At 58.7% G+C, this 19,798-nt stretch carries 17 protein-coding genes; 8 read left to right on the top strand and 9 right to left on the bottom strand.

What is annotated here, in order from left to right; all coding sequences use genetic code 11:
- Positions 1-671 (bottom strand): YgcG family protein (locus GHO03_RS13845; protein ID WP_153400059.1); only part of this gene is annotated, 671 nt, incomplete at its 3' end.
- 152 nt (positions 672-823) lie between these two features.
- Complete coding sequence (locus GHO03_RS13840; protein ID WP_095001815.1) at positions 824-1,432, bottom strand: LemA family protein; 609 nt, start codon at positions 1,430-1,432, stop codon at positions 824-826.
- 243 nt (positions 1,433-1,675) lie between these two features.
- Between GHO03_RS13840 and bglX the strand changes: the two genes are divergently transcribed.
- Both bglX and GHO03_RS13830 read left to right on the top strand, forming a co-directional pair.
- Positions 1,676-3,967, top strand: coding sequence for a beta-glucosidase BglX (gene bglX, locus GHO03_RS13835; RefSeq protein ID WP_130872071.1), 2,292 nt, complete (start codon positions 1,676-1,678; stop codon positions 3,965-3,967).
- 693 nt (positions 3,968-4,660) lie between these two features.
- Complete coding sequence (locus GHO03_RS13830) at positions 4,661-7,534, top strand: ribonucleoside-diphosphate reductase subunit alpha (protein ID WP_095001817.1); 2,874 nt, start codon at positions 4,661-4,663, stop codon at positions 7,532-7,534.
- A 143-nt stretch (positions 7,535-7,677) separates the two neighbouring features.
- Here GHO03_RS13830 and GHO03_RS13825 read toward each other — a convergent pair whose 3' ends face one another.
- A complete protein-coding gene (locus GHO03_RS13825) occupies positions 7,678-8,400 on the bottom strand; it encodes a polyphenol oxidase family protein (RefSeq protein ID WP_133144229.1) in 723 nt (240 codons plus the stop codon).
- A 449-nt stretch (positions 8,401-8,849) separates the two neighbouring features.
- On the opposite strand from GHO03_RS13825, the gene codB reads away from it, so the two are divergent.
- From codB to codA, 3 genes are read left to right on the top strand one after another with little or no spacing between them, the layout of a single operon-like run.
- A complete protein-coding gene (gene codB, locus GHO03_RS13820) occupies positions 8,850-10,115 on the top strand; it encodes a cytosine permease (RefSeq protein WP_153400058.1) in 1,266 nt (421 codons plus the stop codon).
- Complete coding sequence (locus tag GHO03_RS13815) at positions 10,112-11,335, top strand: PucR family transcriptional regulator (RefSeq protein ID WP_153400057.1); 1,224 nt, start codon at positions 10,112-10,114, stop codon at positions 11,333-11,335. Before codB ends, GHO03_RS13815 begins: the two co-directional genes overlap by 4 nt.
- Positions 11,332-12,567, top strand: coding sequence for a cytosine deaminase (gene codA / locus GHO03_RS13810; RefSeq protein ID WP_095019237.1), 1,236 nt, complete (start codon positions 11,332-11,334; stop codon positions 12,565-12,567). Before GHO03_RS13815 ends, codA begins: the two co-directional genes overlap by 4 nt.
- Positions 12,568-12,723: 156 nt before the next feature.
- Here codA and flgE read toward each other — a convergent pair whose 3' ends face one another.
- From flgE to GHO03_RS13780, 6 genes are all read right to left on the bottom strand, one after another.
- Complete coding sequence (gene flgE, locus GHO03_RS13805; protein WP_095001821.1) at positions 12,724-14,052, bottom strand: flagellar hook protein FlgE; 1,329 nt, start codon at positions 14,050-14,052, stop codon at positions 12,724-12,726.
- 29 nt (positions 14,053-14,081) lie between these two features.
- Positions 14,082-14,807: a flagellar hook assembly protein FlgD gene (gene flgD / locus GHO03_RS13800; protein WP_095001822.1), complete on the bottom strand. Its 726-nt coding sequence runs from the start codon at positions 14,805-14,807 to the stop codon at positions 14,082-14,084.
- Positions 14,808-14,822: 15 nt separating this feature from the next.
- Positions 14,823-15,269 carry a flagellar basal body rod protein FlgC gene (gene flgC, locus GHO03_RS13795; protein WP_095021373.1) on the bottom strand — a complete coding sequence of 149 codons (447 nt, stop codon included), beginning with the start codon at positions 15,267-15,269 and terminating at the stop codon, positions 14,823-14,825.
- Positions 15,270-15,272: 3 nt separating this feature from the next.
- A complete protein-coding gene (flgB, locus tag GHO03_RS13790; RefSeq protein WP_016782175.1) occupies positions 15,273-15,680 on the bottom strand; it encodes a flagellar basal body rod protein FlgB in 408 nt (135 codons plus the stop codon).
- Positions 15,681-16,126: 446 nt separating this feature from the next.
- Positions 16,127-16,954, bottom strand: a complete 828-nt coding sequence (gene cheR, locus GHO03_RS13785) for a protein-glutamate O-methyltransferase CheR (RefSeq protein ID WP_095001824.1) — start codon at positions 16,952-16,954, stop codon at positions 16,127-16,129.
- Positions 16,955-16,999: 45 nt separating this feature from the next.
- Positions 17,000-17,932, bottom strand: coding sequence for a chemotaxis protein CheV (locus GHO03_RS13780; RefSeq protein ID WP_095001825.1), 933 nt, complete (start codon positions 17,930-17,932; stop codon positions 17,000-17,002).
- A 76-nt stretch (positions 17,933-18,008) separates the two neighbouring features.
- Here GHO03_RS13780 and flgA point away from each other — a divergent pair, with 76 nt between their 5' ends.
- The 3 genes from flgA to GHO03_RS13765 all read left to right on the top strand — a co-directional run bounded on the left by flgA (position 18,009) and on the right by GHO03_RS13765 (position 19,774).
- Entirely contained in the window at positions 18,009-18,779 is a 771-nt protein-coding gene (gene flgA, locus GHO03_RS13775) for a flagellar basal body P-ring formation chaperone FlgA (RefSeq protein ID WP_095001826.1), read from the top strand.
- Positions 18,780-18,930: 151 nt separating this feature from the next.
- Complete coding sequence (gene flgM / locus GHO03_RS13770) at positions 18,931-19,257, top strand: flagellar biosynthesis anti-sigma factor FlgM (RefSeq protein WP_095001827.1); 327 nt, start codon at positions 18,931-18,933, stop codon at positions 19,255-19,257.
- 49 nt (positions 19,258-19,306) lie between these two features.
- Entirely contained in the window at positions 19,307-19,774 is a 468-nt protein-coding gene (locus GHO03_RS13765) for a flagella synthesis protein FlgN (protein ID WP_095001828.1), read from the top strand.
- Positions 19,775-19,798 lie beyond the last annotated feature (24 nt).

The raw sequence follows: 19,798 nt of genomic DNA, 5'->3' as shown, positions 1-19,798 counted from the left end.
CCGCCGAACCCGCCACCGCCAAAACCACCGGAGCGCGAACCGCCACTGCCACCCGAATTGCAGATGCCATAGAACTGACAGGCGGCAACCACCAGTACAAACAGGATAAATAGCAGCATCACCCCCCCGGGGTGCTCGGCCATAAAGTCGCTGCCGTCACCCTGGCTGCTGGCGTAGGCCGGTTCGGCCAGAGGCGTGCCGCCCAATACTTGCAGGATGGCACCCACACCGTCGCTGATACCTTGGTTGTAGTCCCCGGTTTTAAAGGCCGGGGTGATGATCTGGTTGATAATCACCGAGGCCTGGGCATCGGTGAGGCGATCCTCAAGGCCATAGCCGACCTCGATGCGCAACTTGCGGTCGTCGCGGGCCACGATCAGCAAGGCGCCGTTATTTTTGTCCTTTTGCCCGATACCCCAGGCACGGCCCAGTTGGTAGCCGTAGTCTTCGATGGGCATGCCCTGCAGGTCAGGCACGGTGACCACCACCACTTGCTCGCCGGTGGCCTTTTCGTGAGCCTGCAGGCTTTGCGTCAATTGCTCGCGGGTGGCGGGCGTGAGCATTTGCCCCTCGTCCACTACCCGCCCGCTGAGCGCGGGAAAGGTCAGCGCCTGGGCCGTGGCTATAAATAGCCACAGCAACAGGCCCAACCCCAGTCTTGATACGCGCATCGCTACCTCGAACGTTTGTTATCCATTATAGGAGCGGGCTTGCTCGCGATACATGCGGCGCGGTCTGTCAGGCAAATCGCGTTGATTCCATCGCGAGCAAGCCCGCTCCCACAACAAGCTCGCTCCCACAGGGGGGGAACGGTATAAGGCCGTTAAAACTTCACTTCCGGCGCTTTGTCGGCGTCCGGGGTGGTGGCTTCGAATGTGGAGCGCACCGGCAGGTCGCTGTACATCACCGCATGCCACAAACGCCCCGGGAAGGTGCGGATCTCGGTGTTGTAGCGTTCAACCGCGAGGATAAAGTCGCGCCGCGCCACGCTGATGCGGTTTTCCGTGCCTTCTAGCTGTGATTGCAACGCCAGAAAGTTCTGGTTGGATTTAAGGTCAGGGTAGCGCTCGGACACCACCATCAACCGGCTCAAAGCTCCGGTCAGCTGGTTCTGCGCGTCCTGGAACTGCTTGAGTTTTTCCGGGTTGTTCAGCGTGCTGGCATCAACCTGGATCGAGGTGGCCTTGGCCCGCGCTTCAATCACCGCGGTCAGGGTGGCCTGCTCCTGCTTGGCTGCACCCTTGACCGTTTCGACCAGATTGGGGATCAAGTCAGAACGACGCTGATACTGGTTCTGCACCTGGGACCAGGCCGCCTTGACCTGCTCGTCGAGGGTGGGAATGGTGTTGATCCCGCACCCCGCCAGCAGACTGCTCAAGGCCAGAAGGGCGAGGGCTTTCCAGCCCGCTGCTTTAAAACTTTGTATGCCCATGCTTGCAACGCTCCGAAATAACAACATTGGGTTTATTGACCACACACCACGCCTAATAACTCCCGGCAATACTGGATTGCTCGCGGCGAATCAGCTAAAAGACTGCCTGCCATGCAGGAATACTCCGTTCTAAAGGTAGGTCAAATCTTTGATTCGAGTACTCCTGATACCTCCCCAGAACAATATCGCTGCACGAGCGTGGGTCTCCCTCGCTTCAAGTGAGCGGCTGCGCAGAAGAATCCAATGAGAAATATGTGTTTGCTGGGCATCGTCATCAGCCTGGCCAGTCACACCGCCTGGGCTCAAACCCCGGCCGCCCCGCTCCCCCCCAAAGACGTGTTCGTCGCTGAGCTGCTGAAAAAGATGAGCGTCGATGAAAAGATCGGCCAACTGCGCCTCATCAGTATCGGCCCGGAAATGCCCCGCGAGATGATCCGCAAGGAAATCGCTGCGGGCCGCATCGGCGGTACGTTCAACTCCATCAGCCGCGACGAAAACCGCCCGATGCAAGACGCCGCCATGCGCAGTCGCCTGCAGATTCCGATGTTTTTCGCGTACGACGTGATCCACGGCCACCGAACGATTTTCCCGATCAGCCTGGCCCTGGCCTCCAGCTGGGACATGGACGCCATCGGCCTGAGCGGCCGCATCGCCGCCAGGGAAGCCAGCGCCGACAGTATCGACCTGACCTTCGCGCCGATGGTCGACATCGCCCGTGACCCGCGCTGGGGCCGTACCTCCGAGGGCTTTGGCGAAGACACCTACCTGGTCTCGCGCATCGCCAAGGTGATGGTGCAGGCCTATCAGGGCGCATCCCCTGCCCTGCCCGGCAATATCATGGCCAGCGTCAAGCACTTTGCCCTGTATGGCGCGGTAGAAGGCGGCCGGGACTACAACACTGTGGACATGAGCCCGACACGCATGTTTCAGGACTATCTGCCGCCTTACCACGCCGCCATTGAGGCAGGCGCGGGCAGCGTGATGGTGGCCCTTAACTCGATCAATGGCGTGCCGGCTACTTCAAACATGTGGCTGATGCAGGATTTGCTGCGCAAGGACTGGGGCTTCAAAGGTGTGGCAGTCAGCGACCACGGCGCGATTAACGAGCTGATCAAACACGGCGTGGCCAAGGACAGCCGCGAGGCCGCCAAGCTGGCGATCAAGGCCGGTATCGACATGAGCATGAACGACAAGGCCTACGGTGAAGAACTGCCGGGCTTGCTCAAGTCTGGTGAAGTGCCGCAAAGCGATCTGGACAATGCTGTACGCGAGGTGCTGGGGGCCAAGTACGACATGGGCCTGTTTGCCGACCCGTACCTGCGTATCGGCAAGGCCGAAGATGACCCGGCCGACACCAAGGCCGACAGCCGCCTGCATCGTGCCGAAGCCCGTGAAGTGGCACGCAAGAGCCTGGTATTGCTGAAAAACCAGAACGATACCCTGCCCCTCAACAAGCAGGCGCGCATTGCCCTGGTGGGCCCGCTGGCCAAAGCGCCGATCGATATTATGGGCAGCTGGGCCGCAGCCGGTCAGCCTGCGCAATCGGTGACCGTATTTGACGGCATGCGCAATGCCATCGCCCAACAGGACAACCTGATCTACGCCCGTGGTGCCAATATCACGGACGATCAAAGCGTCGTCGACTACCTCAACTTCCTCAACTTTGATGCACCCGAAGTGGTCAACGACCCGCGCCCGGCGCAGGTCATGATCGACGAAGCCGTCAAGGCTGCGCAGCAGGCCGACGTGGTGGTTGCTGTGGTAGGTGAGTCGCGGGGCATGTCCCACGAGTCGTCGAGCCGCACCAATCTGGACATTCCTGCCAGCCAGCGCGCCCTGATTACGGCCCTCAAAGCCACCGGCAAGCCGTTGGTGCTGGTATTGATGAACGGCCGCCCGTTGTCGATCGATGTGCAACAGCAGCAGGCCGATGCCGTGCTGGAAACCTGGTTCAGCGGCACTGAAGGCGGCAACGCCATTGCCGACGTGCTATTTGGCGACTACAACCCCTCCGGCAAGTTGCCGATCACTTTCCCACGCTCCGTTGGCCAGATCCCGACCTACTACAGCCATCTGAGCATTGGCCGTCCCTTCACGCCGGGCAAACCGGGCAACTACACCTCGCAGTACTTTGATGAGGGCAACAGCCCGCTGTACCCGTTTGGCTATGGTTTGAGCTACACCGACTTCAGCCTTTCAGATGTCCGCCTGTCGGCCAAAACCCTGAAGCCGGGCGCAACCCTGACGGCCAGCGTCACCGTAACAAACACCGGCAAGCGTGCTGGCGAAACGGTGGTTCAGCTGTATATCCAGGACGTTACTGCGTCCATGAGCCGAGCGGTTAAAGAGCTGAAGAACTTCGAGAAGGTCATGCTCAACCCCGGCGAGCAGAAAGTCGTGCAGTTCACCCTCAGCGAGAACGACCTGAAGTTCTACAACGCGCAGTTACAGCATGTCGCCGAACCTGGCGAATTCAACGTACAAATTGGCCTGGACTCGCAAAACGTCCAGCAAAACAGCTTCCAGTTGCAGTAATTTCGCGTAATTGCCGGGAAGGCTCCACGCCGCCTTCCCGGCCCTTCCCCGCAACAATCCGTGCTTGACCTTTCCTATCTTTGCACCCGCCTGAAAATGCGTTCGGACAGCGCTGTTTTTTGTGGTAGGGTTCGCGCCCTCAAAATCCGGCACACAGGATTTGTCCCGGCTAAATCCGGTGACAAACGGCTAAATGCCGGTGCAGTGCGGCCTACGTGGATCTCCAAGCTTTCACACACAATTTACACACAGGGTTATCCACAGGCAGTACGTTGCACAACCCCTATAAAACGCATATCTTGTATCAGCTTCGCCAAAAAACCCCATATGTAGGGTTTTAGGCCAAAAACCCAACACAACTCAGACGAGAATTTCAAGCCCTTTTCTCGCGCCTGTCGGGTTAAATCAAACGCAGCTTTCAAAGTCCAAACCGCTTATGCGGATGGCAACCGTTTTCCAGCCAAAAGGTCGGAAAGCGGCCCGGGTGTTGCAGTAAAAATACTGTCATCCAACAGGAATACGGTTTCACGCGGTCTGCGTGAATCAAGACTTCGGCACGGAAGCGGCTTAACCCCCCTTCTGTACGTCCCGAAGTTGTTATGCCCGGTTCATTACCGGTTGTAGTGCTTCAGGACGGAACGGTGGGCACCCAAAAGGCGCCCAAACAAACATAGAGAATGTGGAGACACCCCCATGCAAACCGATACAACTCGCGAGAACTCGCAGGGTACCGATTCAAATCTGGATCTGTCTGCGACCGCGCCAGGCCAGCTGCGCGTGATCAAACGTAACGGGGCTGTGGTTCCTTACACCGATGACAAGATCACCGTTGCCATCACCAAGGCGTTTCTCGCAGTTGAAGGCGGCAATGCTGCCGCTTCGTCGCGCATTCACGACACCGTTGCGCGCCTGACCGAACAGGTCACCGCAACTTTCAAGCGTCGCATGCCATCGGGTGGCACCATCCACATCGAAGAAATCCAGGACCAGGTAGAACTGGCCCTGATGCGCGCCGGCGAGCAAAAAGTGGCCCGCGACTATGTGATCTACCGTGACGCACGCTCCAAGGAACGCGCCAACCGCGCACCGGCCGAAGACGCCGTGCAGGCTCACCCGTCGATCCGCATCACCCGTGCCGACGGCACCTTCGCCCCTCTGGACATGGGTCGCCTGAACACCATCGTTTCCGAGGCCTGCGAAGGTCTGGAAGAAGTGGACGGCGAGCTGATCCAGCGCGAAACCCTGAAAAACCTCTACGACGGCGTAGCGCTGAGCGACGTCAACACCGCCCTGGTGATGACCGCCCGCACCCTGGTAGAGCGTGAGCCGAACTACTCGTTCGTGACCGCCCGCCTGCTGATGGACACCCTGCGTGCCGAAGGCCTGAGCTTCCTGAAAGTAGCTGACAGCGCCACCCACCACGAGATGGCTGACCTGTACGCCAAGGCCCTGCCTGCCTACATCGCCAAGGGTATCGAGTTCGACCTGCTGAACCCGGTGCTGGCCACCTTCGACCTGGAAAAACTGGGCAAGGCGATCAACCACGAGCGCGATCAGCAGTTCACCTACCTGGGCCTGCAAACCCTGTACGACCGTTACTTCATCCACCACGATGGCGTACGTTTCGAACTGCCGCAGATCTTCTTCATGCGCGTGGCCATGGGCCTGGCGATCGAAGAGAAGCAAAAAGAAGACCGTGCCATCGAGTTCTACAACCTGTTGTCGTCTTTCGACTACATGGCCTCGACACCGACCCTGTTCAACGCCGGTACCCAGCGTCCGCAGCTGTCCAGCTGCTACCTGACTACCGTGCCGGACGACCTGTCGGGCATCTACCACGCGATCCACGACAACGCCATGTTGTCCAAATTCGCCGGTGGCCTGGGCAACGACTGGACTCCGGTACGTGCTTTGGGTTCGTGGATCAAGGGCACCAACGGCAAATCCCAGGGCGTTGTACCGTTCCTGAAAGTGGTGAACGACACCGCTGTAGCCGTTAACCAGGGTGGCAAGCGCAAAGGCGCTGTATGTGCCTACCTGGAAACCTGGCACATGGACATCGAAGAGTTCATCGAGCTGCGCAAGAACACCGGTGATGACCGTCGTCGTACCCACGACATGAACACCGCCAACTGGATCCCTGACCTGTTCATGAAGCGCGTCTTCGATGACGGCCCGTGGACCCTGTTCTCGCCGTCCGAAGTACCGGATCTGCACGACCTGACCGGCAAGGCCTTCGAAGAGCGCTACGAGTACTACGAAGCACTGTCCCAGTACCCGGGCAAGATCAAGCTGTTCAAGACCATCCAGGCCAAAGACCTGTGGCGCAAAATGCTGTCCATGCTGTTTGAAACCGGCCACCCTTGGCTGACCTTCAAAGACCCGTGCAACCTGCGCAGCCCGCAGCAGCACGTGGGCGTGGTTCACAGCTCGAACCTGTGCACCGAAATCACCTTGAACACCAACAAGGACGAAATCGCGGTTTGCAACCTGGGCTCGATCAACCTGCCGAACCACATCGTCAACGGCAAGCTGGACACTGACAAGCTCAAGCGCACCATCGACGTCGCCGTTCGCATGCTCGATAACGTGATCGACATCAACTACTACTCGGTACCGCAAGCGCGCAACTCGAACTTCAAGCACCGTCCGGTTGGTCTGGGGATCATGGGCTTCCAGGACGCCCTGTACCTGCAGCACATTCCTTACGCTTCGCAAGCCGCCGTGGAATTTGCCGACAAGTCGATGGAAGCGGTCAGCTACTACGCGATCCAGGCGTCCTGCGACCTGGCTGACGAGCGTGGCGCTTACGAGACATTCCAGGGTTCGCTGTGGTCCAAAGGCATCCTGCCGCTGGATTCGCAACAGATTCTGATCGAGCAGCGCGGCCAGAAGTACATTGACGTTGACCTGAACGAATCCCTGGACTGGGCACCGGTTCGCGCCCGTGTACAAAAAGGCATTCGCAACTCCAACATCATGGCCATCGCACCGACCGCCACCATCGCCAACATCACCGGCGTATCGCAGTCGATCGAACCGACCTACCAGAACCTGTATGTGAAATCGAACCTGTCGGGCGAATTCACCGTGATCAACCCGTACCTGGTTCGCGATCTCAAGGCCCGCGATCTGTGGGACTCGGTCATGATCAACGACCTGAAGTACTACGACGGTTCCGTGCAGCAGATCGAACGCATCCCGCAAGAGCTCAAAGAGCTGTATGCCACTGCGTTCGAAGTGGACACCAAGTGGATTGTTGACGCCGCCAGCCGTCGTCAGAAGTGGATCGACCAGGCGCAGTCGCTGAACCTGTACATCGCTGGCGCTTCGGGCAAGAAGCTGGACGTGACCTACCGCATGGCCTGGTACCGTGGTCTGAAAACCACCTACTACCTCCGTGCCCTGGCTGCGACCAGCACCGAGAAGTCCACCGTCAACACCGGCAAGCTCAACGCAGTATCGAGCGGCAAAAACAGTGAAGACGTTGCCGCGGCCCCAGCCGGCCCGGCACCGGTGCCAAAGGCTTGCGCCATTGACGAGCCGGATTGCGAAGCTTGCCAATAACCTGAGCAGGCAGGCGGGTCAAACCGCCTGACCCAAAACCCCCGTTAAACCCTGGCAACAGTTGGGTTTAACGGGGGTTTTGTTTTGCAGAGCGGACAACAATTTTCTAAAGAAATTGAACGCGCGCCTACCTTTCTCAGATATCAACGCTCTCGCAAGCGTATCCACGAGTACTGAAACGTTTTCTCCTCAGCCCGGTGCGTTCGTCTCCTGAAACTACCCCAGTCATGCCCAGCACAATACGTGCATATTTGTGCCGTCTGTACTTGCTCCCGCCCTACCCCCGAAGCCTCTAGCAAATAAAGACAATAGAGCGTGAGATCAACCCAGGCCTCGTTATGGCTTACAGGTGCTCTACGAGAATTGACGTCAAGCCCTTGCTCTTTACGAGCAGTTGACCATGGCGCCTGACGGTTATGCCAAAGGTGCCCATGTGCATGTTCTATTTTTTCGACAAGATCCTTTCCAACTTCATAGCAACATGACTGTATGGCAGGGCCTATTGCGACCTGCAAGCTATCTAAACAAATACCTGCCTGTCGGAATGCAAGAATTGAATTTTCTATTACTCCTGCCGCCAATCCTTGCCAGCCTCCATGAATGGCTGCAACAAACCTGTCCTTTTCAGACCCTATAAGAATAGGCAGACAGTCTGCTGTCACGATCCCTATGGGCCGGGTTGTACGTGTGAAAATCGCATCCCCTGCGATGATGCCAGACTCATCTTCATCGCCTGCTTCAATGACCTTGGCACCATGCTCCTGAGCACAACAAAAAAGAGTCATGGGCTTGCGAATATCGTTGACCGTACAGAATGCATGCTCCAGCGTCGGTAGAGCATCCAGGTTGTCGGAAAAATAGGACATTTAAACCTCACCCAAAAGTAACAGCTGCTACCTGCTACATATTAAAACTCATTAACGAACTATCGCTACCACTGCCAACCAACTGGTTATATCCCATCAATTGACGTGACGATTACCACTGGTTCCACCATTAATGGCTTGAGCCAAAACCGGCGATCCACAAGGCGAAAGAACGGCAAAGAATAACGTCTGAATTCAACCGCGTATTGAAGAGTATCGAGGGGTAACAACCGCGAGCACAAACAGTGCGTCAGCGCCTCACAATGAATCACTCTGCACATTCAACTTCAGTAATAACCTACCAAAACATGCATATTGCACACCCTAAAGCATGAGGTCTGCCCGCTTTTCTCGTATTTCCCCGCCCTGGTAAAACAGGCCCGCTTATTGCTCTAGCCCCGAGGTGGCACCGATATCGGCGCACCCCATTCGAGGCGGAGAAATAGACCATGAGTTCACCCGGCGATTTTCCTTTGAGCGAAGCCCCGCGTTCAGCGCGCAAGGGGCTGTTGTCGATTTCGATGGTGCTGTTCAGCTTTACCTTCTTTACCGGCACCATGTTCGCCGGTGGCAAGCTGGGCATGGCCTTCAACTTTGTCGATATGCTGTGGATTGCGGCCATCGGCAATACCCTGCTGGCGCTGTATGCCGCCGCCCTGGCCCTGATCGCTTCGCGCAGCGGCCTGAACACGGTGCTGATGGGACGCTTCTGCTTTGGTGAGGCCGGTAGCCGCCTCTCGGACTTCCTGCTCGGTTTTGCCGAACTCGGCTGGTACGCCTGGGGCACGGCAACCGTGGCCATCGTGCTGGTGAAGATGCTCGGCCTGGCCGAAGGCTTCACCCTGCCCTTGATGGTGTTTTTCGGCATGGGCTTCAGCATCACGGCGATCATCGGCTACAAAGGCCTGGATGTGCTGTCGCGGGTTTCGGTGCCGCTGATGTTTGTCCTGCTGATCGTCTCCATGTATATCGCCACGCAGCATGTCGGCGGGTTTTCCGGGCTGGCAGCGGTGATCCCGCAGCAGACCATGACCGTCTCGGCAGCCATTACCATGGTCTTTGGCACCTTCGCCAGCGGTGCCACCCAGGCCACCAACTGGACGCGACTGTCGCGCAGCGGACGCATCGCCGTGACCGCCAGCGTGGTCAGTTTTCTGCTGGGCAATGGCCTGATGATCGTGGCCGGCGCCTGGTGCGCCATGGTTTATCAACAGGCCGACATCGTCGAAGTGATGATGCTGCAAGGCCTGTCGTTTGCCGCCGTAGTCATGCTGTGCCTGAACCTGTGGACGATCCAGGGCCCGACCATCTACAACGTGGCCGCTGCCACCTGCCATCTGGTGCGCAGCGAACGCCGACGCACCATGACCCTGCTCGCCGCCGCCGTGGGCGTGCTGCTGGCGATGGGCGGCATGTATGAAATGCTGATCCCGTTTCTGGTGCTGCTGGGTTCGGTCATCCCGCCCATTGGCGGCGTGATCATGGCCGACTTCTGGTTTCGCCATCGCGGCAAATACCCGGCCCTGGCCAGCGTCCAGTTACCTCGCTACAACCTGGCAGGGCTGACCGCCTATGCCGTGGGCGCCTTGCTGGCCTATTTGTCGCCATGGATTGCGCCTCTGGTAGGCATTGGCGCATCGGCCATCGTCTATATCGTGCTGCTGAAACTCAGCCATCAACCGGCGGTGCTGCCCACCGTCCAGGAGCCCCTTTGAGCCTGACCGTTGAAGAGATCCTGGCCCTGCCCGGCCTCGAAGAGATGACCCTGCGGGCCGGCGCACGCAACCGCCAGCGCAGCGTGCGCTGGTCCTATGTGGCCGAGAACGAAGGCATCGCCGGCTGGGTCATGGGCGGTGAGCTGGTGTTTGTCACCGGGATCAACCACCCCCGTGACGAGGCCAACTTGCTGCGCCTGATCGACGAAGGCAGTGACTGTGCGATTGCCGGACTGGTGGTCCTGACCGGCGAGACCTTCATCCACAGCATTCCCCCATCGGTGATTGCACTGGCCGAAGCCCGCGGCGTGCCCCTGATCGAGCAACCGTACTTGCTGAGAATGGTCATCGTCACCCATTTGATTGGTACTGCACTGGTACAAATGGCCCAGACCAAACGCTCGCGCCACGACATTCTGGCGCAACTGCTCAGTGGCGATTACCCCAGCCTGGCCACCCTCCGCCAGCGCGCAACGCACTTGCAGCTGGCGCTGGACCAACCGTGCCGCCTGGTTGCGCTACGCTTGTCAGCAGTCAGTGTACTGTTTGCCAGTCACGCACCCGAGGAGGCAGAACGCCTGTTGCAACACACCCGCCAGACCGTACAGGATCACCTCGACGTGTGGAGCCGTGCCCTGCCCCGCGCGTTGCCGGTGATCGTGCAGGGTGATCTGTTCATCCTGTTGCTCGCTGAAGGCAACAACCTGCGCACAGAACTGGCGAGCCTGTATCGAGACTTGCAGGCCATCATCGGTAATCTGGCGCTGTTTATGGGGCTGGCAGGCAAGGTCGAGGATTGCGCCCATTATCACCGGGCCCTGAACGAGGCACGCCAGGCGCTGGATGTTGCAGAAAACCTGCGCCCGGCCACCGGCCTCTGCGATTTCAGCGAACTGGGCGTGTTGCGTCTGCTGCAGGCCGTGGGCGAACGCTCGGTGATCGAGGCTTTCGTACAGCAAACCCTGGGGCCGCTGATCGAACCCAACCGCAAGCAACCCCATACCTTGATCGATACCCTGGATGCCCTGCTCCAGGAGAACGGTAACGCACTCAAGGCCGCGCAACGCCTGAGCATCCATCGAAATACCATCAATCAACGCATGCAACGCATCGAGCAAAACAGCGCCCAGTCGCTCGATGATCCCCTATTCAGAATGAATGCTTCGGTGGCCCTGCTGGTGTGGCGCATGTCCGAAGCTCAACGACAGGAACGACCATGAAGATCATCAATGCCACACTGCGTAAAACCTCGGGTCTGCACACGGTCACCTGTGAAGGTGCGCTGATCAGTGCCATCACCCTGCAGGCAGGCAGCGTGCCGGCGCAAGCCGGCGATATCGACGCCCGCGGTCAGTTGCTGATTGCGCCTTTTGTAGAACCGCATATCCATCTGGACGCGGCCCTGACCGCCGGCCAGCCCGAGTGGAACCTCAGCGGCACCCTGTTCGAAGGCATCGAACGCTGGGCGCAGCGCAAGGAAACCATCACCCATGAAGACACCAAGCAGCGTGCCCACGCCACTGTCCGCATGCTGGCCGAACACGGCATCCAGCATGTGCGCACCCATGTCGACGTCACCGATCCAACCCTAGCTGCCTTGCGGGCGATGATTGAAGTGCGCGATGAAACCCGCCACCTGATCGACCTGCAAATCGTGGCATTCCCCCAGGAAGGCATCGAGTCCTATGCCGGTGGCCGTGAGCTGATGACCCTGGCCGTGGAGCTGGGCGCCGATGTGGTGGGTGGCATCCCGCACTTTGAAAACACCCGCGAGCAGGGAGTCAGTTCGATCAAGTTCCTGATGGATCTGGCCGAGCGCACGGGGTGCCTGGTGGACGTGCATTGCGACGAAACCGACGACCCCCACTCGCGTTTTCTTGAAGTGCTGGCCGAAGAGGCCCGGGTACGCGGCATGGGCAGCCGGGTGACCGCCAGTCACACCACAGCGATGGGTTCGTATGACAATGCCTACTGCTCCAAACTGTTCCGCTTGCTCAAGGCATCAAAGATCAACTTTGTCTCGTGCCCGACCGAAAGCATCCATTTGCAGGGTCGTTTTGATACCTTCCCGAAACGCCGTGGCGTGACCCGGGTGGCCGAAATCGACCGTGCCGGCATGAACGTGTGCTTTGGTCAGGACTCGATCAAGGACCCGTGGTATCCGCTGGGTAATGGCAATATTTTGCGGGTGCTGGATGCAGGGCTGCATATCTGCCACATGATGGGTTTTGAAGACCTGGCGCGCAGCCTGGACCTGGTCACCGACAACAGTGCACGGACGCTGAATCTGGGTGAGGGATACGGTATCGCAGTGGGCCGCCCGGCGAACCTGGTGGTGCTGGATGCCGACAGTGATTACGAAGCGGTGCGCCGCCAGGCCAAGGCGCGGGTATCGATCCGCGCTGGCAAGGTGCTGATGACGCGGGTACCGGAGCAGGTGGAGTTCAGCTGAGACCCGCGACGAACATGGTGGGAGCGGGCTTGCTCGCGATGGCATCAGCCCGGTTTGCCTGACATGCCGCAGCGTCTGCATCGCAGGCAAACCAGCTCCCGCAGGTTATATATTGCTCACGCACCCGATGCCCGCAGGATCATGATCGCAGCGCTATCACGTCATCTGAATGATGGTCTGCATGATGGTGCTTTGGGTCGAGATGGTTTTGGCGTTGGCCTGGTAGTTGCTCTGGGCCTTGATCAGGTCCACCAGCTCACTGGTCAGGTTAACGTTGGAGTCTTCCAGCGAGTTGGACTGGATGGCGCCCAGGCTGCCGACCTTCGGTGCGTCGTAGCCCGCCACGCCCGAGGCGTAGGTCTCTTTCCAGGCCGTGCCGCCCACTGGTTGCAGACCCTGCTCATTGGTAAAGCTGGCCAGGGAAATCTGGCCAATGGCACGGCTCTGGTTGTTGCTGAAGTTGGCGAACATCACACCCGAACCGTCGATGGTCAGGTTGTTGATCTGGCCGGTAGCGTAGCCGTCCTGGGTCGGCGGGTTGCGCGAGGTGTCGGTGTTGTACTGAGTGGTTTTGGCCATGTCGATGGCAATCCCGGTGTCCTTGGCTGCCGCACCGTTGGACGCCCACTTGCCATTGACCATGGCGCCCGGCATCCAGGTGCTGACGGTCAGGGTGTTGCTGACGATATCGGGTTCGCCGGCCACCGGGTTGGGCGTCGTCACACTGGTCAGCCCGCCGGCTGAGTCGAATTGCATGATCGAAGCCACCGGCGCCTTCGCGCCGTCTCCGCTCACTGCGCTGCCATCGGGGTTGCGACCGTCAATCAGGGTGTAGGCCTTCCAGGTATTGGCACCGGTCTTGACCATGTACTGGTCCATCGGGTGTGGATTGCCCTGGGTATCGTAGACCGTAGTACTGAAGCTTTTCGTATAGGATTCGGCTTTGCTCGGATCGAACGGGTTGGCGGTCTGATCAATCACCGCAGCGTTGGAGTTGAGGTTGATCGTCGAGTCCACCGAGCCCGTCGCCTTGGGCGCCAGGTTGGAAGTATCGATGCGCAGGTCGGTCAATACGCCATTAACGATATTGCCATTGGCATCCACGCCATAGCCCTGCAAGCGCGCAGTGCCATCAGAGCTGGTGACAAAGCCGTCTTTGTCGGCCTTGAACGTACCGGCGCGGGTATAGCTCAGGGAGCCGTTGTCACTGAGCACGAAAAAGCCGCTGCCCTGGATGCCCATATCCAGCAGGTTGCCGGTGTTGTTAACCGCACCTTGACCAAAGTTTTGCGAGACCGCTGCCAGGTTCACGCCACTGCCGATGGTCTTGCTGCCGGTACCCAGCTTGCTGGCCGAGTAGATATCGGCGAATTCCGCACGCGAGGCCTTGAAGCCGGTGGTCGCAGAGTTGGCGATGTTGTTGCCGGTCACGTCCAGCTGCTTGTTCGCCGCATAGAGGCCGCTAAGGCCGATATTGAATGACATGTTTCTCTCCTTGAGGCGTATGAGTCGGCTTACAAGCCAATGGTCTGGACTTTGGACATGCCAATGCTGCCCAGGCCTGCGAGGTTGAGCATGATTTCACCGCCGGTCTTGCTCAGAGTCACGCTGTTGACCGTGGCTGGCAGATAGGTGGTGAGCGCCGTGGTACCGGCGTCGGTTTTGCTGGATGCAGTGAAGGTGTAGGAGCCCTTTTCCAGCAGCACACCCTCGTCGTCCTTGCCATCCCAGGTGAACTCCGCGTTGCCGGCTTTCTGGGTACCCATGTCGATGGTGCGAACCACCTCACCGTCGGCATTGGTGATGGTGATAACGGGTTTGGAGTCAGCATCCTTGACCACCACGGTGCCGTTGAAAGGCTTGTCACTGGCCGGATCCACATAGGCTTCGCCGGTCTGCACGATCACCGAACGCCCCACCAGCGACGAGGCCTGCAACGCCTGCGAAGACTGGAAGTTGCCGGAGATCGAATTGACCGTATCGTTGAGCGTGGTGATGCCTTCCAGGCTGCTGAACTGCGCCAGTTGCGCAACGAACGCCGTGTTGTCCTGCGGGTCCAGAGGGTTCTGGTTTTTCAGCTGGGTAACCAGCAGTTGCAGGAACGCATCCTTGCCCAGCGCCGTGTTGCCGGATACCGCCTTGGAGGCCGCCGCCAGGCTGGTGTCAGTGGTCTTGGCCTGGGCGGAGTTGGCGAGTACCTGGTTAAGGGTCAAGCCGCTGGTGGAATCGGTCACACTCATTTGCGTCGCCCCTTATCACTGACCGAGGGTCAGGACCTTCTGCATCATGGTTTTGGCGGTATTCATCAGCTCGGCGTTGGTCTGGAACGAACGACTGGCGGAAATCATGTCGGCCATTTCTTCAACCACATTGACGTTGGGGTAATACACATAGCCCTTGGCGTCGGCAGAAGGATGGTTGGGCTCGTAGCGGGCCTGCAACTCGCTCTGGTCTTCAACCACACCCAACACCTGCACGCCCTGGCCGGCGGCGTCCTGGTTCTGGAACAGCGAGTCGCCGCCGCTGCTGCCTTGCGCACCTTGAAACATAGTGGCAAACACCGGGTGGCGGGCGCGGTAGGTCTGGTCGATGCTCGACGACACCGTATCGGCGTTGGCGATGTTGCTGGCCACGGTGTTCAGGCGCGTGGTCTGGGCGCTCATGCCGCTACCGGCAATATTGAAGACACTGGATAGAGACATGGATCACTCCCCGCGCAGGGCCGACATCAGCCCTTTGAATTTGCTGTTGAGCAGGGTGAAGCTGGCCTGGAAGTTGACCGCATTCTCTGCATAGTTCGACTGCTCAAGCTGAGCGTCCACGGTGTTCTGATCGATCGACGGCTGCATCGGCGTGCGGTACAGCAGCGACTCGTCGCCGCTGCTCAGGCCCTGGGCTTCGATATGGCGGGTGTTGGTCTTGTTCAACGCAAATGTGCCGTTCTGGTTTTTGTCGTTCTGGGCGGCGAGCACAGAGGCGAAATCCAGATCCCGAGCCTTGTAGTTCGGGGTATCGGCGTTGGCGATGTTGTTGGCCAGTACTTCAGCGCGCTGGGCACGAAAGCCCAGGGCCTGTTCATGGATACCAAGCGCTTTATCGAAGCTGATGCTCATCTCGAAAAACCTTTGTGGGCTGACCTGAGAGTGTGGTTCAGGTTTTACATGACAGGGATAGAGCAAACCCCGTGCCAGTTTTTACAGCCCCGTAACACAAGGGTTTGCCGGGAGGCGGGAGATGGCAATGGCAAAAAAGCGGCAATGCTTGACCGCTGACTGCCGGTTTTCTGCCGCTTTGCTTTGGATTCGTCGTAGCAGTTGCCGGAGGAACGAGGCTGCGTTCGGCGGCACAGCCGTCGTAAACCTGAGGACTCAATGTTACTGACACACCGCAGCCCCTGATTTTGCGACTGCTTCGCAGCCGAACGCAGCCTCGTTCCTTCGGCAGCTACAGGAACACTGCAACTGTGGGAGCGAGCCTGCTCGCGAAGGTCGTTCGCGAGCAGGCTCGCTCCCACAATAGGGCTTGACCTGCAACAGAGTATCTACGGGGTTTTCTCAGCCTATTTGGCTTGGTAAATGATCCCCGGGCTGCATTGCACCATCTGGTAATGGTCCGGCAACCCGTTTAGCGCTTCAGAAGCGCCCAGGAACAAATAACCGCCCGGCTTCAAGGTGCTGTGAATGCGCAGCAGGATGTCTTTTTTCACTTCGGCCGAGAAGTAGATCAGCACGTTGCGGCAAAATACGATGTCGAACTTGCCGAAGCTGGCGTAGCTGTCCAGCAGGTTGAACGGGCGAAACTCCACGCGGTTTTTGATCGGCGCCTTGATCACCCAACGCCCCGGTCCCTTGGGATCGAAATAACGTTGCAGGCGCTCCGGTGACAGGCCCCGGCCAATGGCCAGGTTGTCGTACTCGCCGGTGCGGCAGGTGTTGAGCATCTGCGCTGACAGATCGGTGGCAAAAATCTGCACGCCCGCTTTGAGCTGCCCAAGGTTGCTGCGCTCGAATTCGTCAATCGCCATCGACAGCGAGAACGGCTCCTGCCCCGAAGAGCAGGCCGCCGACCAGATACGCAGGCGCTGGCCGGGGCTGGCCTTGATTTGCTCCGGCAACACCTTGTTTTTCAGCACTTCAAAGGGATAGGTATCGCGAAACCACAGGGTTTCGTTGGTGGTCATGGCATCGACCACCTGCTCGCGCAACCCGCTGCGCGGCTGAGCCTGGATGCGTTGAATCAGCTCGCCCAACGACTTGATGCCCTGCTGCTCCATCAATTTGTTGAGGCGGCTGGAGACGAGGTACTGCTTGTTCTCACCCAGCAAAATGCCACAGGCTTTTTCCAGGAATACCCGGAACTGTTCAAAATCCAAATTAGCCGTCGACAAATGATCCTGCCTCTTAAATCGTTTTGACCGCCAAGGGCTGCGCCCCTAGCTGTGGTCTGCTGCTTTGATCCGGTCAACTACCCGGGTTGCCAGGTCATCAGGGCGGAACTTGGCCAAAAAGTCATCGGCACCGACTTTTTTGACCATCGCCTGATTGAATACCCCGGACAACGAAGTATGCAGAATGATGTGCAAGTTTTGCATCCGCGGGTCGTTGCGGATTTCAGCTGTCAGGGTGTAGCCGTCCATTTCCGGCATCTCGATATCCGAGATCATCATCAGAAACTCTTCAGACGGGTTCTTGCCCTCGTCCACCAGCTTGCGCAGGTAGTCGAGCGCCTGGCGCCCGTCGTTCAACGACACCACTTCAACACCCACCGATTGCAGGCAACGGGCAACCTGCTTGCGCGCCACCGACGAATCGTCAACGGTCAGCACCCGCAATGACAGCGCCTTGCTTTGGGTTTCAACATCCACCACGCCCTGGCTGATGGTTTCAGACGATGGCGAGACTTCTGCCAGCACCTTTTCCACGTCGATGATTTCGACCAGTTGCTCGTCCATACGGGTCACGGCCGTCAGGTAATGGTCGTGACCGGTGCCCTTGGGCGGCGGATGAATGTCTTCCCAGTTCATATTGACGATACGCTCCACTGAACGCACCAGAAAGCCCTGGGTCTTGGTGTTGTACTCGGTGATGATCACAAACGGGTTACTTTGATCCTTCAAGGCTCCCGCACCGGTGGCCATCGCCAGGTCGAGAATCGGTATGGTCGCGCCGCGAATGCTCGCCACACCGCATACCACGGGGTGGGACTTGGGGATCAGGGTCAGCTTGGGGCATTGCAGCACCTCGCGGACCTTGAACACATTGATCCCGTAAAGCTGTGGCCCATCCAGGCGAAACAGCAACAGCTCCAGGCGGTTTTGCCCCACCAGTTGAGTGCGCTGGTTAACCGCATCCATCACTCCGGCCATACTCAGCTCCTCTTAAAAACTTCAAGTTTCAACCCGCATATTCCGAAAACGGCACGGGGCTTGCTTTTTATCGGTCATGAACGCAAAAACGACAAAATCCTGCCACCGACCTTTCCTGCCGAGTCTGCGCCGCTGTGGTCTGAGCGCGCTGGCGGCGGGCACCTTGCTTGCACTCAGCACTTATAGCAGGGCTGACGCGTTTACATCGCCTGAACAGCTTATCGGCGTGACCCAGGGCTTTCTTGAATTCACGGTTGAAGACTACCTGGCCACCAGCCAGACCGAGGGTCGATATCAGATCCAGGTCAACAATCTTGACCCGCGCCTGCGCCTGGCCCAGTGCGACAAGGATTTGACAGCTTCCCTCGAAAGCCCGGCGCAACCCATGGGCCGGGTAATCGTGCGCGTACGCTGCGAAGGGCTGTCGCCGTGGACCATCTTTGTGCCGGCCCAGGTCAAACTGTTCCGCGACGTAGTCACCGTCAATCACCCGCTCAAGCGCGGCATGGTTATCGACTACCCCGACGTGACCCTGCGCGAGCGCGATGTCAGCCTGATCAGCCAGGGCTACCTGACCGCCACCGAGCTGGCCGTGGGGCAAAAATTGCTCAGGCCCATGGTCACCGACCAGGTGCTGACCCTCACCCACCTGGAGCAGGCCGCAGCCGTGCGCAAGGGCGATCATGTGGTGATCAGCGCCCGCAGCGGCACATTAAGTGTCAAGATGCCCGGCGAAGCCCTGTCAGACGGTGGCCTTAGCGAGCAAATACGGGTAAAAAACCTGAACTCCAAGCGTGTTATCCGCGCCAGGGTGACAGCACCCGGGCAAGTAGAAGTGGCATTATAGGAAAGTTGGCATCAGTCTCGCGACTTTCCTACACTGTCATTTGACGCAGATCAGTACAGCTCTGTGTGAAGCCATGATTAATCGAGCCTAAAGTTTTTCCGGGTATGGCCGAAAACATGGCAAGCGTCCAAATACCCCGAGGTTTAACGTTATGGTCATCGACTTCAGTCGTCTCAACAGCGCCCCGCCCCTGACCGGCAGTACACGCAGTAACGCCAGCCAGGAAACCGGCAGCGCCACGCAAGCGGCCCCGGCAATAAACCCTGAGCAAAACGGCGTCAGCGCCCCAAGCGGGGAATCTGTTCACCTCAGCCAAGAGGCTCAACAGTTGCAGAAGATCAGCGACTCGTTGCGTGACCAACCTGTAGTCGACAAAAATCGGGTGGCAGAGCTTAAACAAGCCATCGCGGACGGCAGCTACAAAGTCGACAGCGACCGGATCGCCAGCAAACTGCTTGACATGGAAGCCCAGCGCTAGGCCAACGGCCAGTGCCGCGCTTTTGGACGCTTAACTCCCAGAGCCCGCCATGCACGACGAAAATTTACTGCAACTGATCAACGATGACCTCGCTCCTGCCGAGCAATTGCTCGGCCTGTTACAGGACGAATCCATCGCCCTCAAAGGCCGCGACATGCAGGTGCTGGAAAACATTCTGGCGCGCAAACAGTCGCTGATCATTTTGCTTGAGCAACATGGCCGCAGACGCAGCGAAATTCTCGCCAGCCTTGGCCTGGCCACCAACCGCAGCGGCCTCGAAAGCCTGGCCAGCCATTCCAGCGTGGGAACACAACTGCTCGCCCAGAGCGATGCACTGAACCAGCTGCTAGCGAAATGCCAGGCCGCCAACCTGCTCAATGGTCAGTCGATCCAGACCCAGCAGGCGATCACCGCCAACCAGTTGCGCATCCTCCATGGCGGCGAAGCCCCGTCTCTGTATGACGCACGCGGCACCACCTCGATGCTCAACAAGCACCGCGCCTACAGCCAGGCTTGAGCCCGCGCAACCACCGCATGTAGC

Origin of the sequence: Pseudomonas sp. FSL R10-1339 (assembly GCF_009600545.1) — a bacterium.
Classification (GTDB): Bacteria; Pseudomonadota; Gammaproteobacteria; order Pseudomonadales; family Pseudomonadaceae; genus Aquipseudomonas; species Aquipseudomonas bubulae.
This window is presented reverse-complemented; position numbering and strand designations above follow the sequence as displayed.